Source organism: Paenibacillus sabinae T27, assembly GCF_000612505.1.
Taxonomy (GTDB): Bacteria; Bacillota; Bacilli; order Paenibacillales; family Paenibacillaceae; genus Paenibacillus_AQ; species Paenibacillus_AQ sabinae.
The window spans coordinates 2,831,208-2,848,433 of sequence record NZ_CP004078.1; the positions used below are offsets into that span (position 1 = coordinate 2,831,208).

At 48.6% G+C, this 17,226-nt stretch carries 14 protein-coding genes and 1 riboswitch; of the genes, 7 read left to right on the plus strand and 7 right to left on the minus strand.

From position 1 onward, the window contains the following. Positions 1-79 precede the first annotated feature (79 nt). The 3 genes from PSAB_RS12965 to PSAB_RS12970 form a co-directional block, all read right to left on the minus strand. Positions 80-1,555 (minus strand): protein adenylyltransferase SelO, encoded by a 1,476-nt coding sequence (locus PSAB_RS12965; protein WP_025335008.1) that lies wholly within the window; start codon positions 1,553-1,555, stop codon positions 80-82. A gap of 140 nt (positions 1,556-1,695) precedes the next feature. Next, entirely contained in the window at positions 1,696-2,070 is a 375-nt protein-coding gene (locus tag PSAB_RS26460; protein ID WP_084266522.1) for a hypothetical protein, read from the minus strand. Positions 2,071-2,206: 136 nt separating this feature from the next. Then, positions 2,207-2,509: a Dabb family protein gene (locus PSAB_RS12970; RefSeq protein ID WP_025335009.1), complete on the minus strand. Its 303-nt coding sequence runs from the start codon at positions 2,507-2,509 to the stop codon at positions 2,207-2,209. A 327-nt stretch (positions 2,510-2,836) separates the two neighbouring features. Beyond that, positions 2,837-2,933, plus strand: a riboswitch (cyclic di-GMP riboswitch). Positions 2,934-3,090: 157 nt separating this feature from the next. Here PSAB_RS12970 and PSAB_RS12975 point away from each other — a divergent pair. From PSAB_RS12975 to PSAB_RS13005, 7 genes are all read left to right on the plus strand, one after another. Continuing rightward, on the plus strand, positions 3,091-4,734 hold the full coding sequence (locus PSAB_RS12975) for a thiamine pyrophosphate-binding protein (protein ID WP_051529766.1): 1,644 nt from the start codon (positions 3,091-3,093) through the stop codon (positions 4,732-4,734). Positions 4,735-4,759: 25 nt separating this feature from the next. Further along, a complete protein-coding gene (locus PSAB_RS12980) occupies positions 4,760-5,128 on the plus strand; it encodes a carboxymuconolactone decarboxylase family protein (RefSeq protein WP_025335011.1) in 369 nt (122 codons plus the stop codon). Positions 5,129-5,342: 214 nt separating this feature from the next. Continuing rightward, positions 5,343-5,684, plus strand: a complete 342-nt coding sequence (locus tag PSAB_RS12985; protein WP_025335012.1) for a hypothetical protein — start codon at positions 5,343-5,345, stop codon at positions 5,682-5,684. 193 nt (positions 5,685-5,877) lie between these two features. Beyond that, positions 5,878-6,870, plus strand: a complete 993-nt coding sequence (locus tag PSAB_RS12990; RefSeq protein ID WP_025335013.1) for a 3-oxoacyl-[acyl-carrier-protein] synthase III C-terminal domain-containing protein — start codon at positions 5,878-5,880, stop codon at positions 6,868-6,870. A 539-nt stretch (positions 6,871-7,409) separates the two neighbouring features. Then, a complete protein-coding gene (locus PSAB_RS12995) occupies positions 7,410-8,642 on the plus strand; it encodes a nitrate/nitrite transporter (protein WP_025335014.1) in 1,233 nt (410 codons plus the stop codon). A gap of 34 nt (positions 8,643-8,676) precedes the next feature. After that, on the plus strand, positions 8,677-12,888 hold the full coding sequence (locus PSAB_RS13000; protein WP_025335015.1) for a sulfite reductase subunit alpha: 4,212 nt from the start codon (positions 8,677-8,679) through the stop codon (positions 12,886-12,888). Between the two features lie 188 nt (positions 12,889-13,076). Then, complete coding sequence (locus PSAB_RS13005; RefSeq protein ID WP_025335016.1) at positions 13,077-13,664, plus strand: TetR/AcrR family transcriptional regulator; 588 nt, start codon at positions 13,077-13,079, stop codon at positions 13,662-13,664. A 289-nt stretch (positions 13,665-13,953) separates the two neighbouring features. Here the strand turns inward: PSAB_RS13005 and PSAB_RS13010 are convergent, their stop codons facing one another. The 4 genes from PSAB_RS13010 to PSAB_RS13025 all read right to left on the minus strand — a co-directional run bounded on the left by PSAB_RS13010 (position 13,954) and on the right by PSAB_RS13025 (position 17,057). Then, entirely contained in the window at positions 13,954-15,147 is a 1,194-nt protein-coding gene (locus PSAB_RS13010) for an MFS transporter (RefSeq protein ID WP_025335017.1), read from the minus strand. A 120-nt stretch (positions 15,148-15,267) separates the two neighbouring features. Beyond that, entirely contained in the window at positions 15,268-15,687 is a 420-nt protein-coding gene (locus tag PSAB_RS13015) for a MerR family transcriptional regulator (protein WP_025335018.1), read from the minus strand. 231 nt (positions 15,688-15,918) lie between these two features. Beyond that, positions 15,919-16,476 (minus strand): DEAD/DEAH box helicase family protein, encoded by a 558-nt coding sequence (locus PSAB_RS13020; RefSeq protein WP_025335019.1) that lies wholly within the window; start codon positions 16,474-16,476, stop codon positions 15,919-15,921. 218 nt (positions 16,477-16,694) lie between these two features. Beyond that, on the minus strand, positions 16,695-17,057 hold the full coding sequence (locus PSAB_RS13025) for a cupin domain-containing protein (RefSeq protein WP_013308297.1): 363 nt from the start codon (positions 17,055-17,057) through the stop codon (positions 16,695-16,697). Between the last annotated feature and the right edge of the window lie 169 nt (positions 17,058-17,226).

The following is a 17,226-nucleotide window of genomic DNA, read 5'->3' on the forward strand; positions in this document are numbered from 1 at the left end:
CAGAGTCGGAATTCTTTTCTTACTTCATCCGGACAAAAAAAATCCGCGCCCGAGGCGCGGATTTCAAAGCAAATCTGTATCAGGTACCGCAAAAGGTCCGGTAAGGACAGGCGGTTTCTTCAGGAGGCGCAGCGTATTCCGCCTGTTCGGGGGAGTCCGCGTAAGGATTTGAGAGTACACCGAGCAGCCGCTCCATCACACTCAAGTCTCCTTGATTAACTGCAGCCTCCAGCGCCTCTTCTACTCGATGATTTCGGGGAATTACTGCAGGATTACTGCTTCGCATGAGCTGATGCGAGGAGGCTTTCGGTTCCTCCTGCCTGTCGAGCCTCTTTTGCCACCTCTCGTGCCACTCCGCATATTCAGCGGCGCCGGACAGAAGCGTATCCTGAGGCTGTTCCAGCGTTAGTGCGCGGAAAGTGTTGGTGTAGTCCGCACGAGCCTTGTGCATCATGTCAAGAAGATCGTCAATCAGAGCTTCATCCTCCGGCTCTTCGTTAAATAACCCCAGCTTCGCCCTCATGCCCGCAAGCCAGTTCCATTGAAACATCGTCGAAAAATCTGAAATGGCATCCTCGGCTATTTTTACAGCCTCGTCTTCATCCTCATGCAGCAGCGGCAATAGCGTCTCCGCAAATCTCGCGAGATTCCACGCGGCAATGGGCGGCTGATTGCCATACGCATAACGGCCATGAAGGTCAATGGAGCTGAATACCGTAGCCGGGTCATACGTATCCATAAAGGCGCAAGGACCGTAATCAATCGTTTCTCCGCTCAGGGCCATATTGTCAGTGTTCATCACCCCGTGAATAAAGCCGACGAGCTGCCATTTGGCAATCAGCGTGGCCTGGCGCTTGATGACTTCCCGAAGCAAAGCCAGATATCGGTTCCCACCAGTCTCCACTTCCGGATAATGCCTCTGCAGCGTGTAATCGGCCAGAGCCTTGAGGTCTCCGGCGGAGCCCCGGCTTGCGGCGAATTGAAAGGTGCCGACGCGCAGATGGCTGGCCGCCACACGGGTCAGAACGGCGCCGGGCAGCACGGTTTCGCGCATGATGGACTCACCTGTTGTCACAACGGCCAAGCTCCGGGTGGTCGGAATCCCCAGCGCATGCATCGCTTCGCTGATGATAAATTCGCGCAGCATCGGTCCAAGCGCTGCACGGCCGTCACCTCTGCGGGAGTACGGCGTTCGGCCCGAACCTTTGAGCTGGATATCAAACCGCTCGCCGCCGGGGGTGATCTGTTCCCCGAGCAGCAGGGCCCGTCCGTCTCCCAGCATGGTAAAATGCCCGAATTGATGGCCTGCATAAGCTTGTGCCAGCGGTTCGGCGCCTTCGGGAATCCGGCTGCCGGCAAACACCGCTGCGCCATCGCTGCTTTGGAGCGCCTCAGCGTTTAGCCCGAGCGAGGCAGCCAGCGGACGATTCAGAACGATCAGCTTCGGCGAATTTACGGGATTCAGGTCTTGTCTGGAAAAAAAAGATTTCGGCAAGCGGGCATAACTATTGTCGAAATTCCATCCCGCTTCCGGGATTCCTGCTCTCTCAGTCATGTTATCACCATCATTTTTTGGATATTTTCTATTTTCGTTCACAACCAGCACGTAACAGCTCGTTTATTGTTTGCTGCCGTGCCATATATTATCACACGAAAAAAGGGTGCACGAAGCACCCTTTTTCCGTCATTGCCTGATTATTGTCTGATGATGAGGATGTCACGAGGCGGTCTGCCTGTGCTTTGAATCAAAGCAATTTCGGCGTTTGTAAGATTTCGTCCCACTACGACCAGGGAAGATGTGACATTGTTAAAGTTGAAATTTCCCAGGTTCGCCACGCTTTGGCTTCCGCGGAATACACGGAACGACCCTTGAAAGTTTATTTGCGAGAACAGCACGAGAGTGACTTGAGATCTCTCCACTACATTTCTAAGCCGGAAGCTCGAGAGAACATTGTCGAACCGAAACGCTCCAAGATCACGAACTGCAACTCCTCCGCGTCTGAAGAGAATCCGGCGAACAGAAAAATTATTACCTGACCAAAGCGCAAGACGTACATCACTATTAGCCAACTGTATCACTCCTTTTCAAAGGTTGATACAGTATATTAGCAAGTTCATAGAAACGTATAAGGCAAATAGAGCAGTCCATTCGTTTGTTATTTCCGGTTCCCTGTGCTTTAGCCAATGCCCGGCGTTATTGAAAGACTTAAATCTTGGGGTAATCGACGACAACCACATTTTCCAATAGCCCATCCAGCGACTTCACAAACTCCTGATGAATAGGATGCGGTCCATAGGAACGCAGCGACTCCAGATCTTTGAATGTGACCCGCAGACCAAGAGTGTATCCATGAATATTGTCCGTTTCCTCTGTCACATTGACGCCTGCGCTTAAATCGGTTATCCCCGGGATGCGGTCCCGCAGCGCGAGCAATTGATCGAGCAGCTCCTGCTGCTTGGCGGGTGTAAGGCCATCATTGAATTTAAAGACGACTAGATGTTCGTACATTATGCAATCCCCCTATATTATGGTTATCCCCTAATGAATCATAAGCAGTTTAATCATATCAGAAATCCTACAATAGGCCTATTTCTAACTCCATGATTCATCTTCACCCATTACCCGTACGTAAAAATGCTTTTAAGAAACTTGTATGGAACTTGTATGAGTCTTTTTGCCCGTACCAGAATATCTCACTCAACAGTTGATTACTCCATTTTGTTCATCGCGAAAACCGTCAAATTTCGAGCGGTTTTCTATAAAATATATTGACAAAAGCTAAGTTGGGAATATATTGTAAAAGGTGTATACTCGTTGTATTATTCAACAAAACAAACTCTATATGGGCAAAATTCTCCGAAAGGGAATGACGCAAAGCCATGGATCTACAGTCTCATTTATTTCATGAGACCATGACAGCCAGGTTGCCGAGGAACCGGGATGCGGTATACAACCAGCGTCCTATGTGGTTATTTGTCAACCGACCTGTGCTCAGTCCTGAGTACAGGTTTTCTATTTTCTAGTAATTCTGATCTACCAGTTTCACTTCTAAGGAAAGATAACATTACAAACAATATTTAAATTGTGGGGTGGATCTTTTGAAGACAGTCGCAGATTATATGGCGGAGGCATTACGCAACCTCGGAGTTAAGCATTCTTTTGGCATCATCGGCAAATCCATTTGCCCGATCGTTCTCAAGATGGTCGATTACGGTATTGAATTTATTCCCGGACGACATGAATCCAGTTCCGGATTCGAAGCTTCCGGCTATGCCCTCAAAACGGGAAATCTCGCCGTGGCTTTCGGCACATCCGGACCGGGGGGAACCAACCTCATTACCGCAGCGGCCCACGCCAAAGCCAACAACCTCCCTGTGCTCTTCATTACAGGGCATCAATCCATTAAAGAGCTGGGTATTCCCCAGTGCCAGGATTCTTCCTCATATCTCGCCGATTTGGCGGAAATGTTCAGACCCGCAACGCTCTTCAGCAAGCTGGTCGAACGCGGCGATCATTTCAGCACCATTTTTAACCATGCTATTTCTGTTGCACTGAGCGGCAAACGCGGACCTGTTCATCTATGCATCCCTTTCGATGTGCAGACAGAGCTGCTGGAAGAATGCCGAATCGTTTATCCTGAACGGGAAACGCTTGTGGATTACGCTAAGGTCAACCGGGTAATTAATGCCATTAACCATTCCAAGAAGCCTCTTATTATTGCCGGCAAGGGCGTGAACCGCTCTGGCGCACATGAGGAATTGGTTCAATTGGCGGAAACCTTCAATATTCCTGTCGTTACCACTCCCGGCGGCAAAGGCGCCATCGTCTGGGATCATCCGCTGTACCACGGTCCGGTCGGTGTCGGCGGCTGCAAACATGGCGATGACTTGATGAATCATAGCGATTTGTATATCGTGCTGGGTTCCCGCCTGAGTGATATGACCATCTGCAATCTGAAAGCCGAGAACCATCCGGAGACGCTGATTCAGTTCGATATCGACCCTACCTTTGTAGGCAAAATCCTGAACTCCCATACGATTGCGGTCGGCGGTGATGTGCGCGATAATCTATCACTGATTTTACAGAGTGTCGACTCCTCTGCGATAACGGAACGGGATACGGAGACCGCCGCTCATTATAAGGAAGAGCTGCCCGTCCTGTCTAAACTTTCCCTTGCATCGGTAATGAGCACCATGAGCGACCTGATACCGTCTAACAATACGGTTTTTGTGGATGACGGCAGCCACGGCTTCAACGCCGTGAAATGGTACAACGTGAAGAAGCCGGGAAGCTTTGTCTTCGACGCCTACTTTGCCTGCATGGGCAACGCAATCGGCATGGCGATCGGAGCCAAGGTGGCCTCCCCGGAAGAAACAATATTTTGCATTACCGGCGACGGCTGCTTTATGATGCTCGGAACTGAAATAAATACCGCTGTTTGCAAAAATATCCCGGTGATTTTCATCGTAGTGAACAACATGCAGCTGGACATGGCTTTAAAAGGAATGGAAAAAACTACGGGCAGAATCGACGGAACGCTCTTTGAAGTCCCAATGGATGCCGTGAAATTTGCCGAATCGCTTGGAGCGACCGGATTCCGGTGCGAGACCCAGGAACAATTTGCAGCGGCTATTAGCGAAGCAATAGCTCTAAACCGCGTGGCTGTCATCGAACTATTGACCGATCGCGATGAGGTGCCCCCTACCGCACACCGTGTATTGAATTTGAATTAGATTACTAACGTCTAGGAGGCTTCTCATGATAGACAACATCAACAGCGGTCTTAAGCATTTCTCCAACCTTTCCGGCGACTATGGAGCCAAAGCGCTCGCTCCGATCAAAGAGCATTTTCCTGAACTGGCTGAATATATCATGGGCAATGCATATGGGGACGTTTTTCAGCGGACAACCATTGCAGCAGATTGGAAAGAGATCGTCGTGATTTCCGCTTTAATTTCGATGGGACAGTTCGATCAGCTCGGCGTTCATTATGTGATGGCGCTCAGCGTTGGCATGACCGTCGATCAGATCAAGGGCATTTTATTGCATCTGGTTCCCTGTGTCGGTGCTCCGAGAGTGATTACCGCATTTAATGTGCTCCTCGCAACACTAGAGGAAATCCAATAACTATCTCTCCGTCAAAATGTTACACAATTCGACTTTTTATTGCATAAATGAGAAATTTATGTTTATAATCAAGTTAAAATATCCCAATGCTAAGGTGATAATGTCGAATCTTGACGTTAAGAAATAGTTATGAAGGATATTCTCAAGTAACCGGCTGTGTAATACGCAGCCAAAGCGAGACGCTGAACTAATAAACTCTGGGAGAGATGAACACATGGGAAAATTTATTTTGAAGACGGATTCCGCCAAAAAAATCGTTAATATCGAACTGGAGGGTACCTTCACCGAAGAAGACGGTCTGAAATCGATCCAGGCCTATCAAGAAACGATTAATCCTATTACTCCTTCTGAATATCTGCTGGATATTGATTGCAGAAAGCTGAATGTAACCGCTCCTGATGTCGTACCGCTTCTTGAAGGCTGCTTCTTGATGTTCAAGAAAGACGGCTTCGATAAAGTGAAGCTTACGCTTGAGAGTAACCCTGTTCTCAAAATGCAGTTGGCTCGACTGGGCCGCAAAGCGGGACTTGAAAACCTGGATATCATCAGCCTGTAAGACCGGCTGATCTTCCATAGCTGAAGGGTTCTAATGTGCCGCTCACAAAACTTAGCGGATGCTTTCGTAGGGAGTTTTGTACGGAGTTGAACCTTGATGTACCGCTCACAAAACTTGGCGGATGCTTTCGAAGCGAGTTTTGTACGAAGTTGAACCTTGATGTGCCGCTCACAAAACTTTTAGGAGGACTCATATGGCTGGGATTCGTATTAAGGACATCGATATCTATCATCCAAACAAAAGGATTGGCAATGACTTTTTCATTCAGCATTTTGACGAAAAAGGCATTGATATTCGTGGACTTCTCGCAGCTCTCGGCCGTGAAAACCGTTACAGCATTGACAATGAGGAAGAGAACTCCCTGACGATGGCTTTTGAAGCGGCGAGTAATGTTCTGGAGAAGACCGGTCTTACCGGTGCGGATATCGACCTTATCGCTTACGCGAGTCAGACTCCTGAATATATCTTTCCTACCAACTCATTAATGATTCACCGGCTGATTAACGGAGCCTCCCATACGATCTGCATCGACAGCAATGCGAACTGCGCCGGAATGACAGCTGCCTTCGAACAGGTCAGCCGTCAGATGATGGCCAATCCGAGAATCCGCCGTGCTCTGGTCATCGGCTCTGACCATGTTGCGCCGCATGCCGACAAGAACGATCCGGTCTACTATGCCAACTTTGGTGACGCGGCTGCAGCAGTCATTCTGGAGCGTGATGAGAATTCGGTTGGCTTCATTGATTCCATCTACCAGACCGATACTTGTGTCTACGGCAACTCCATGTTCCCAGCTGAAGGTCTGTCGAATGTGGGACGCACCGGCGTGGGCGCCGGAGAGTTCAATGTTAAATTCATTCCCTTTGACGACTCGATCTGCGTGGACGCCGCTTCGGAGTCCATCAACACCTTGCTAAGCAACAATGAAATCGCACCTGAGTCGATAAAGGTGGCCTGCTTCTCGCAGCTGTCGCTTCCCAACATTAAGGCGGTATCGGGCAAAACCGGTATCGACTCCGATGCAGCCGTCTACATCGGCGATGAATTTGGCTATACCTCGACAAGCAGCCCTTTTATTGCCCTGCACCGGGCTGTAACCACGGGCTTGCTTGAACGCGGAGACAAGCTTCTGTTCTGGACGGTCGGCGCCGGATGGCAAAACGTAGCTTTTGTGATGGAATATTAAGTTACACCATCAATTAAACGGCACGAGAACGGCCCGTATGCAAATATCGCATACGGGCCGTTTTTTTATGATTATTTATCCCATTTTTTCCACAAATAGAGAACTAGCAATGTCAAATTAAGTAACACTTCAAGCTCAATAACACAAAAAACCGCATTAAAATTAATTATTTTAAATTTTTATGTTATTATTATTGACATTACTTCAAAAGCTAATTATATTGGCTTTAGAAGATTTATTGGCGACTCAAACAAGCGTCGCTCGGAGCAGAACGAGTCCACCCGCACAACGTTGTGAACGGATGGCTTGATGAACTGCCACTACTTAAAATGAAAGTCAGTCACAATGATGTGGCTGCAATGGCAACGGGGCCGATTAACGAAATCCGCATGAATGCGGGTTCTGTCAGTCGGCCCTTTTTTGCCTGCACATGACTTTGAAGGAGGCGATGTCACCGAGAAACGAACTGCTGCGCTCCCTACGCCGCCGCATGTGCCAAATCAAAACTATGGTTAACCAACAAAAGGAGGAAGTTAGAGATGGAAGCTAAAGGATTTCGTAAGGCCGGTCATTCCCCGAGTTTATTGTCCGCTTTCCTGTATTTTGATGTAAGCTTTATGATTTGGGTGCTGTGCGGAGCTTTATCGCTCTACATAACCAAGGATTTTGGTCTATCGGATACCCAGAAAGCGACTATGGTTGCGATTCCCATCCTGGGCGGATCGGTGTTCCGGATCCCGATGGGAATATTGGCAGACCGCATTGGCTGTAAAAAAGCGGGCCTCGCCGGAATGGGCCTTACCCTCATCCCTCTTCTCTGGGGTTGGCTCGGCGGAACCAGCCTGCAGCAGATTCATATAATTGGCTTCATGCTCGGTTTCGCGGGCGCTAGCTTTGCGGTATCGCTCTCCCTGGCCAGCCGCTGGTACCCTCCGCAGTATCAGGGACTCGCGATGGGTATTGCCGGAGCGGGCAACAGTGGAACGGCGCTGGCTACCTTTTTCGGGCCGCAGATTGCTCAGGCTTACGGGTGGCACAATGTTTTTGGTCTTGCCATGATCCCGCTCATTCTGGTTATGATCGTGTACGCTATTTTGGTTAAAGACGCTCCGAACGCTCCTGCGCCTAAACCATTGAAGAATTATCTCAGCGTCTTCAAGCATGCGGATACGTGGTGGTTCTCGATGTTCTACGCGATTACTTTCGGCGGTTTTGTCGGATTCGCCAACTATGCGAGTATCTTCTTCTATGATGTGTACGGCGACAACGCACATCCCGGCGGTTTAACCAAAATCCAGGTGGGCTATCTGGTAACTATTACCGTCATTGCAGGTAGCTTCTTCCGGCCTCTCGGCGGATGGATCGCGGACAGAATTGGCGGTATGCGCCTCCTCGTTATTTTGTACAGCGTGATTTCCGTATGTGCCTTTGCTATTGCTACCATGCCTTCTTCATTCCTTGTGATGCTTCTTTATACCAGCGTAATGATGGCCTGCCTCGGCATGGGGAACGGATCGGTATTCCAGATAATACCTCAGCGCTTCTCCAGTGAAATCGGAGTCATTACGGGAATCGTCGGCGCCGCCGGAGGTTTGGGAGGATATTTGCTGCCTAAATACATCCTTGGCCCGCTGAAACAATCTACAGGCTCACAGGTCACAGGATTTCTCGTTGTAGGCTCTATTGTGTTATTGACTACCCTTATTTTCTACGCGGTAACACGTTCCTGGAGAAAAACCTGGGCCAAGGCGGAATCCGGCGTCAATTTCTAAGAATAAAAGAGAACTTCGGTGGGGGTGAACTTTCATGACAACGACAAAAGTAAAAAGTGTCTGCCCCTACTGCGGCGTCGGCTGCGGAATCGTACTTGAAGTGTCCGGTAACCACGTTGTCAAGCTCACCGGCGATAAAACGCATCCCGCCAACTTCGGCAGATTGTGCACCAAAGGCAGTACGGCCGCCTTGGCTATTACTGAATCGGGGCGTATGGAATACGCATATATCCGTCAGGAGCGTAAAGCTCCGCCCGTTAAAGCCGGCATAAATGAAGCCATTACCGGTACGGCCAAGCGGCTGCGCGCCATTCTGGACGAACACGGCCCGGACGCCCTCTCCTTTTATGTCTCGGGTCAAATGTCCCTGGAGGCTCAATACCTGATCAACAAGCTGGCCAAGGGCTTTATAAGAACGAATAACATCGAATCCAATTCACGCCTTTGTATGGCGAGCGCCGGCAGCGGCTACAAGCTGTCGCTCGGAGCGGATGGGCCTCCAGGGTCGTATCAGGATATGGATAACACGGATTTATTCTTCGTCATCGGAGCAAATATGGCCGATTGTCATCCGATTCTGTTCCTTCGGCTGATGGACCGGGTCAAGGCGGGAGCGAAGCTGATTGTCGTCGATCCCCGCAGGACCGCAACCGCAGAGAAAGCACATCTGTTCATGCAGATTAGGCCCGGAACGGACCTTGCCCTGCTTAACGGACTGCTGCATCTGCTAGTGAAGAACGGCCATACCGACCCGGATTTCATCTCCGAGTTCACTTCGGGCTTTGAGCATATGCCGGAATTCCTGGAGGATTACACTCCGGACAAGGTGGCCGAAATTACAGGAATCCCTGAGTCGGATATCCGCCAAGCCGCCGAATGGATCGGGAAAGCACCGAATTGGATGACCTGCTGGACCATGGGCCTCAATCAGAGCACGCATGGGACCTGGCACACGAATGCCATCTGCAACCTGCATCTCGCTACGGGAGCCATATGCCGCCCGGGCAGCGGTCCCTTCTCTCTCACCGGCCAGCCGAATGCCATGGGCGGCCGGGAGATGGGATACATGGGGCCGGGCTTGCCCGGTCAGCGCTCCGTCCTTAGCGAAGCAGACCGCAGATTCATTGAGGAGATGTGGAAGGTTCCTCAAGGCACCCTCCGCAGCGAGGTCGGCACCGGCACAGTGTCCATGTTCGAAAGCATGAAATCCGGCGATATCAAAGCCTGCTGGATTATCTGTACGAACCCGGTGGCCACCGTCCCCAACCGGCAGAACGTCATTGCCGGGCTGGAGGCTGCGGAGCTGGTCATTACACAGGATGCGTTCCTGGATACCGAGACGAACCGTTTCGCGGATATCCTGCTCCCCGGCGCCTTATGGGCCGAGGGTGAAGGCGTGATGATTAATTCCGAACGCAACCTGACCTTAATGCGGAAAGCCGTCGATCCACCCGGAGAAGCCCTGCCCGATTGGCAGATCATTGCTTGGGTTGCTTGTGAAATGGGCTATTCGGAAGCATTTTCCTATGCGTCCTCGGATGAGGTCTACCGGGAAATCCAGCAGGCATGGAATCCGAAGACCGGTTATGACATCCGGGGAGCGTCTTATGATAGGCTGCGTGAGACGCCGGTTCAGTGGCCTTGTCCGCCGGATGGCGCAAGCGACCGCAACCCGATCCGCTATCTGAGCGATGAAGCTGTTGGTACGACTGCGCTTAAAGAGCCTGCGGACAGCAGCGCTCCGCGTATTCTCTTCCCGACTGAAAGCGGCAAAGGGATCTTCTGGGCGCGTCCCTATATGCCGCCGACGGAATTGCCGGATGGCGAATATCCCTTTGTGCTGAATACCGGCCGTTTGCAGCATCAATGGCATACGCTGACCAAAACGGGTAAAGTTCCAACGCTGAACAAATTGAACCCGGGGCCTTTTATTGAGATACACCCGGAGGATGCGGCGATGCTCGACATCAAGGATCAAGATCCGGTTGAAATTCGTTCGAAGCGCGGGCAGGCCATTCTTCCCGCTTTGGTTTCAGACCGGGTGCGTCGGGGGAACTGCTTCTCCCCCTTCCACTGGAATGATGTGTTCGGAACGAATCTTGCGGTAAACAATGTAACCAATGATTCGGTGGATTCCCTCTCCCTCCAGCCCGAAATCAAATATTGCTCCGTCTCGTTAGGCAAAGCAGCGGTTCATCCGTCAGCGGGGCAAGATAAACAGCCTAACGAAATTGAAACCCGGTACCAACCGGACGCTGTAACCGTCAATCCGAAGGAGGCACTGTACATGGCACAACTGGATACGCTTGAAAACGTGTTGGGCCTTCAATCCCCTAAAGCCGTGACACTGGATCTTCATGAGCAAGCCTATCTGTCAGGCTTCATCACCAGTCTGCGCGCCGGGGATTCGCAATCGGCTTCCGGCATTCCGGTTCTGCCACCCGCTGCCCCGATTGAACCGTTGAAACGCCATTGGGTGGATGGGCTGCTGGCCGGGATGTTCTCTCGGAGCCCCCTTCAAGGTGAACAGACGATTTCCAGCCTTGAAGCGGCGGCCGCTGCGGGGCCAGAGGCTGCGGGAGGACTTCCTGTTACCATTCTCTGGGCGTCGCAGACCGGAAACGCGGAAGGTGCTGCTATCTATTGCGCTAAAAAATTACAGGAGTCAGGCTCTAATGTAAGACTCGTCAATATGAACCAATATTCCGTACCGGATCTGGCCGGGGAACGCTTCGTCCTGTTTATTGCGAGCACCTTCGGAGCGGGAGATCCTCCGGACAACGGAGCAAGCTTTTTCCAATCCCTGCAAGCAGATAATGCATCCCGTTTGACCAAGCTGCGCTATGCCGTTCTCGCCTTAGGCGATTCGAGTTACGATCAGTTTTGCGGATTTGGACGGAATCTGGACACTCGTCTGGCCGAGCTTGGCGCGGAGCGGCTTATGGACTGCATGCATTGTGATACGGATTATGAGGAGCAGGTTGACACGTGGTTAGATACAGCTTCTGTAATTTTATCCGAGTATGCTGACGGCCCGGAGGGACCGTTGTCATCGGCAGGCGCCGCTTCAGTGACGGTTCAGGCTGCAGGATCCGGTACGTCTCCCCTTGCTGCGGAACCCGCAGGATATCACCGGAATCGCCCGATTCAGTCACGCATCCTGTTTAATCGCAGGCTAAATAAAGAGGATTCCGAAAAAGAAACCCGTCACTACGCTTTCGATCTCCGAAATACCGGTCTTCGGTATGAAGCAGGTGACGCACTGGGTGTATGGCCGACCAATTGTCCCGAGCTTGTTGCCGAGCTGCTGCGTACACTCAATTTGGAACCGTCCACCCCGGTTACGGTTAAAGGACAGGGAGAATTGCCGATTGGCAAGGCGCTGCTCCACCACTTCGAGATTGCCCGTATTCATCCGGAAATGCTCCGGTTTATCCGGGACCTTTCACTCAGCGAACGGCTGAATGAACTGCTTCAAAGTGAAAACCAGACAACCCTGAAAGATTGGCTGTGGGGGCGCCAGCTGATCGATGTCCTCAAGGAATTTCCGGTATCGATCAGCGCGGCGGAGTTTACCGGGCGGCTAAAGCCTTTGCAGCCCCGTCTCTACTCGATTTCATCGAGTCCAAAAGCAAATCCGGATGAGGTCCATATCACGGTTTCCACCTTGCGTTACGATTACATGGGCAACCCCCGAAAAGGCGTATGCTCCACCTTTCTTGCCGACCTCGCCACGATGGATACGGAAATTCCGATTTTCATTCAGAAAAACGGGCATTTCTGCCCGCCGACGAATCCGGACGCGCCGATGATCATGGTCGGACCAGGTACCGGAATCGCTCCATTCCGCGGCTTCCTGCAGGAGCGCCGGGCGACCGGGGCCAAGGGCAAGAATTGGCTGATCTTCGGCGAACAGCGTGAGGATTGCGATTTTTACTTCAGAGATGAACTCGAAGCTTTCATGAAGGAAGGCTTTCTGCATCGCTTGGACACCGCTTTTTCCCGCGACCAGGCTGATAAAATCTATGTCCAGCACCGCATGCTGGAGCATGGTGCGGAGCTCTGGGCATGGCTTCAGGAAGGCGCTCACTTCTATGTGTGCGGAGATGCCACTCAAATGGCCAAGGAAGTCGATGAAGCGCTGAGAGCCGTTATTCAGCAGCATGGCGGGATGAGCGCAGATGAAGCAAAACATTATGTGCATGAGATGTCGCTGGGCAAGCGGTATCAGCGGGATGTTTATTAATAAAGGTTCCATTTCTACAGCAAATAAAAGACCGTTCCCCTAACGGTCTTTTATTGCTGCTCGGAATGTGCGAAAATCAATCTAGCACAGATCACAGAACCGGATTATTAAACGATGATTTTTATTTCAATTTTATTGACTAAACAGTCCGAAAAGTGTATGATAACACCTGAAAGGAAGTGTAAAGTATGGCAAGAAGCAAGGAGTTTGATACGACTCTCGTGCTGCATAAAGCTATGGAAGTATTCGGACACTACGGTTATGAGGGGACCTCCCTTCAAAATTTGCTCGACGGTTTAGGGATTGCCCGCCAGAGTCTGTACGATACGTATGGAACCAAAAGGGACCTTTTCGTCTCGGCTGTCAAATATTATGTTAATGATAAATCGGCGGCAGTCATCTCCTATCTGGAGCGTTCAGATTCGGCGAAACAAGCCATTGCCGACATTTTTCACGAAATTGTTGCCGTTCTGCAGGATGAACATCGCCGCAATGAATGTTTCATTTTGTATAGCGCCATTGATCAAATTCCTCACGATCCGGAAATCGCGGCTTTCTTCAAGCTTGATATGGAACGTCTGGAACGAGCCTTCTACGACGCTTTGGTTCGGGCCCGGGAACAAGGTGAACTAAGCGAACGTCATGATGACCTGCTCGGACTTGCCCGCTATTTGTACCATTCACGGTATGCGTTAACCCAAGCGGCTAAAATGACCGGCAACCCGCAGGTGTTGGACCAGATAGCGGCTTTCACCCTCTCAGCGCTTGATAAATAATGAAGCTTCCTAAAGAGGCTTCATTTTTATTTTAAATATTTTTGATCAAATAGTCTATAAAAGAAAATCAAGGAGTGAATAATGTTCGGTGAAAATAAAGTATTAGACTGGAGTCGTTGATTTAACGCGGTTTTTGAATTGAAGAATCGTCAGCTATTGAAAAATAAGCTTTAGACTGATCCATCAAAATAAGCAGCGGCGGAACAAGACTTGATAAATAAAGTCTTAGACTGCCGCTGTTGTCTTTAAACTAACGTTTCCCGTTAGCTCAACGAAATCCCTAACCGTATCATTGATTTGGAGATTTCTTAACGAATAAATCCTTGTCCTCTTTCAGATCAAACAACTTAATTTTCAATCCAATACACAAAAATGCAATCAGCAGAAACAATATTCCGCTCCACGTAATTTGATGTGTTCCCATATGGGATAGAAACCATCCGCCTAGTGCGGTGCCGAGTGTGACGCCCAGATTTGCGAAGGAGACAAATAAGCTGTTAGCAAACTCAGGTGCTTCACGGGCCTCCGAGGTTAGCCATGTTTGGCTTATAATGAGACCGCCGGTAAAGACGGCTCCCCATACCAGTACGATGGCAATCATCGGAATGGAGTAACGTCCAAGACAAAATATCAGCAAATACATACCGACAAGCACAATGGGATAAAACACGGTGGTTTTGACCATGTCCTTACTTAAATATTTTGCCGTTTGCAGATTCCCAATTATGCCGCTGACGCCAAAAAGAACGAGCATAAAACTGACGGTTTCACCATTCATACCTGTCACCGTCTTGAGATACTCTGCAAAATAGGAATAGACAGAATATAAAGCCGCCAGGATGAAGCAAGCCGTAGTAACGTTAAGCCATAGCTGCGGCTTTGCTAATATACGTAATTGTCGGCCATAGGTCAATTTACCTTGTACGGGTAATGACGGAACGAACGCAGCAATTCCGAACAAAGCTAGCGTATTTATTCCGGAAGAAAATAAAAAAGCGGCTTCAAGTGAAAACTGATCCCCAATAAACGATGTAACCGGAATGCCTAGTACCATCCCGACCGTTAACCCCATAAAAACTTTGGCCACTGCGTTGGTACTTTGTTCTTTTGGAACCGAGCTGGCGGCTGCTGCAAATGCAACAGAAAAATAAACTGGATGAAGAACAGCAGGCAGCAGTCTAGACAGTAATAAGGCAGTAAAGGTTGGGGCAAAGGCGGAAATCAGATTAGAAATGGCGAAAACAGCAAGTACCCCGGACAAAATTTTTTTTCGGTTAATACCAGAAAATAAAAGAGTCATAAACGGACCAGAAAGGGCAATGATCAAAGCAAACATGCTAACGAGCAAACCTGCTTGAGAAGCACTGATTTGGAAGCGCTCAGAAATTTGAGGCAAAATCCCCACTACACCAAACTCCGTATTGACAATACCGAATACGCCAAGAGCGATAAGGAAGGTGAAGAAAGACTTATTCGTTTGCAATTGATTTCATCCTTTCGATTGTGAAAATATTATACTATACGTATGTGTATACTCTGTTTTAGTGTAAAGCCAACCCCAAATGCTAAATAGAAGTTAGCTTCTTCATATTTTGTCAGGGTATTATTCAGCTGAACGGTCTGTTGGTTGTTCATTTAACTTTTGCTTTAATGCGTGCCTGTTCTCCAATTCCTTGTAAGTAGTAATTTTTTCTGCTAGTAAATGAAGATTAGTCTGAAGTTCCATGAGGGCTTTTTGAACTTCTGAGTAATGTTCTTCTAGAAGAATTCTTCTTGCAGTGAGAGTTGGATCTCCTTTCCTTTTAAGTTCCGCAATTTCGAGCATATTGGTTAATGTCATTCCGGTAGCTTTAAGACGATTAATAAACTCGATCCAAGTTACGTCTTCAGAAGTAAAGCAACGATGTCCATGTTCATTACGATCAATGGAAGTTAGGAGACCTATTTGCTCATAATAACGAAGCGTATGGACACTAAGACCTGTAAGGGCGGCGACTTGCCGAATGGTTAGTGAGTTATTCATGATCCCAGTATATCCCTTCGAGTAAACTCGAACGCAAGATTTTTTTGGGGGGCCGATTTTCATTAACACGAAAAAAGGCAGCTGATTGTTGGCCCAGCTGCCTCCGTTACATCCCCAAGGGCATTATTGCAGTAAACTGCCCTTTAGCGCAACGAAGGAAGCTGATCATTTAGACCGGCTTCCTTCGTTATAGGTTGAGCTATTGTTTCCCGTTAGTGTAAGAAAATATCGTTATAAGGCGAATCTGTTCTTAATGATTTCGGCAACTTCACGAGCGGTGATTTTCGTATTGTTTATTCTAATATATTTTTCTTTTTTAATTTCTCCATCTAACGAGTTCAATCGGTGTTGCTCCATTGTCCGTTTTAGGTCCTGTTCAGAGCGTGCGATATCTCTCTTTGTTGGTTTATGTTCAAGCCTATGAGGAGTCTTGTTACGCTCTATTCTCTCCTCAAGATCAGCTTCAAGCTCAACAAAATAGACTTCCGCGCCTTTATCCTCAAATATTTTACAAATTTTTTCGACGTAATCCCAATCATCCTGCAAATCGAATCCCCATACATAAGTGAATATCATTCCGTATATATCACTGATCGCGGCAGCTTCAAATATGTCCTGACGAAATTTATTAACTAATCCCCACATTTCACGACTGAAGCCAAAATAGGGAGCCAGCAATTCAATCGTCATATGGTTATGGAACAACTTTAAATCAGTTATCTTTTCCAGTTCATGCCCAACTGTCATTTTTCCCACTGCCTGCGGACCAAATATCAAAACAAACTTCACGATATCACCACTTTGGAAAGTATTTCAATTATAGTACCACATTTTGTAACCAAGATGGGAGGTCTATTGCACAAATCTGCCCTTTAGCGCAACGAAGGAAGCTGATCATTTAGACCGGCTTCCTTCGTTATAGGTTGAGCTATTGTTTCCCATTAGTTGAATCATTAGCTAAGGATCGAATCAAAATCAGTATAATTATTTCACTGATGAGCGTTTCATCAAATTCGTTGAGGAATCGAAACGGTTCGTTCATTCACCACATTTCCCGTGTTTAGAGTAGTTTTTGGTTCGATTAATAGTAAATGGACCTCTTCTTCAGCAATTGGCTGATGTTCAACTCCTTTAGGTATAATAACAAACTCCCCTTCGTTAACAGCTATTTCACCGTCTCTTAAACGGATTAGTAGTCTCCCTTTCCATACGAAGAACATTTCGTCCTCGTGATCATGGTGATGCCAAATGAATTCACCCTTGATCTTTGCCATTTTTACGTATGAATCGTTCAACTCTCCGCCTATTCGGGGATTCCAATAATCAATTATTTGCAAAAATTTATCTTGTACATTGACCTTCGAAATCATGAGATTCCCTCCTCATTATTGGTAACGTGTGCTGCATTTTGCCCCGGCTAGAATCTCCTTTTTCCCCATTCACCTCCTCATCATCAGATAACGAGATACTCAATCACTTGGTTTTGGTGTAAATCCCTCTTATTCACTAAGTTTACATACTGCTATGCATCACGTAAAA

Excerpts from the sequence above, each read along its gene's own strand:
- PSAB_RS12985 (WP_025335012.1), top strand. The coding sequence starts at position 5,343 with ATGGGAAAATTTATTTTGAAGACGGATTCCGCCAAAAAAATCGTTAAT.
- PSAB_RS12990 (WP_025335013.1), top strand. The coding sequence starts at position 5,878 with ATGGCTGGGATTCGTATTAAGGACATCGATATCTATCATCCAAACAAA.
- PSAB_RS13005 (WP_025335016.1), top strand. The coding sequence starts at position 13,077 with ATGGCAAGAAGCAAGGAGTTTGATACGACTCTCGTGCTGCATAAAGCT.
- PSAB_RS12995 (WP_025335014.1), top strand. The coding sequence starts at position 7,410 with ATGGAAGCTAAAGGATTTCGTAAGGCCGGTCATTCCCCGAGTTTATTG.
- PSAB_RS13025 (WP_013308297.1), bottom strand. The coding sequence starts at position 17,057 with ATGATTTCGAAGGTCAATGTACAAGATAAATTTTTGCAAATAATTGAT.
- PSAB_RS13015 (WP_025335018.1), bottom strand. The coding sequence starts at position 15,687 with ATGAATAACTCACTAACCATTCGGCAAGTCGCCGCCCTTACAGGTCTT.
- PSAB_RS12970 (WP_025335009.1), bottom strand. The coding sequence starts at position 2,509 with ATGTACGAACATCTAGTCGTCTTTAAATTCAATGATGGCCTTACACCC.
- PSAB_RS13000 (WP_025335015.1), top strand. The coding sequence starts at position 8,677 with ATGACAACGACAAAAGTAAAAAGTGTCTGCCCCTACTGCGGCGTCGGC.
- PSAB_RS12965 (WP_025335008.1), bottom strand. The coding sequence starts at position 1,555 with ATGACTGAGAGAGCAGGAATCCCGGAAGCGGGATGGAATTTCGACAAT.
- PSAB_RS12980 (WP_025335011.1), top strand. The coding sequence starts at position 4,760 with ATGATAGACAACATCAACAGCGGTCTTAAGCATTTCTCCAACCTTTCC.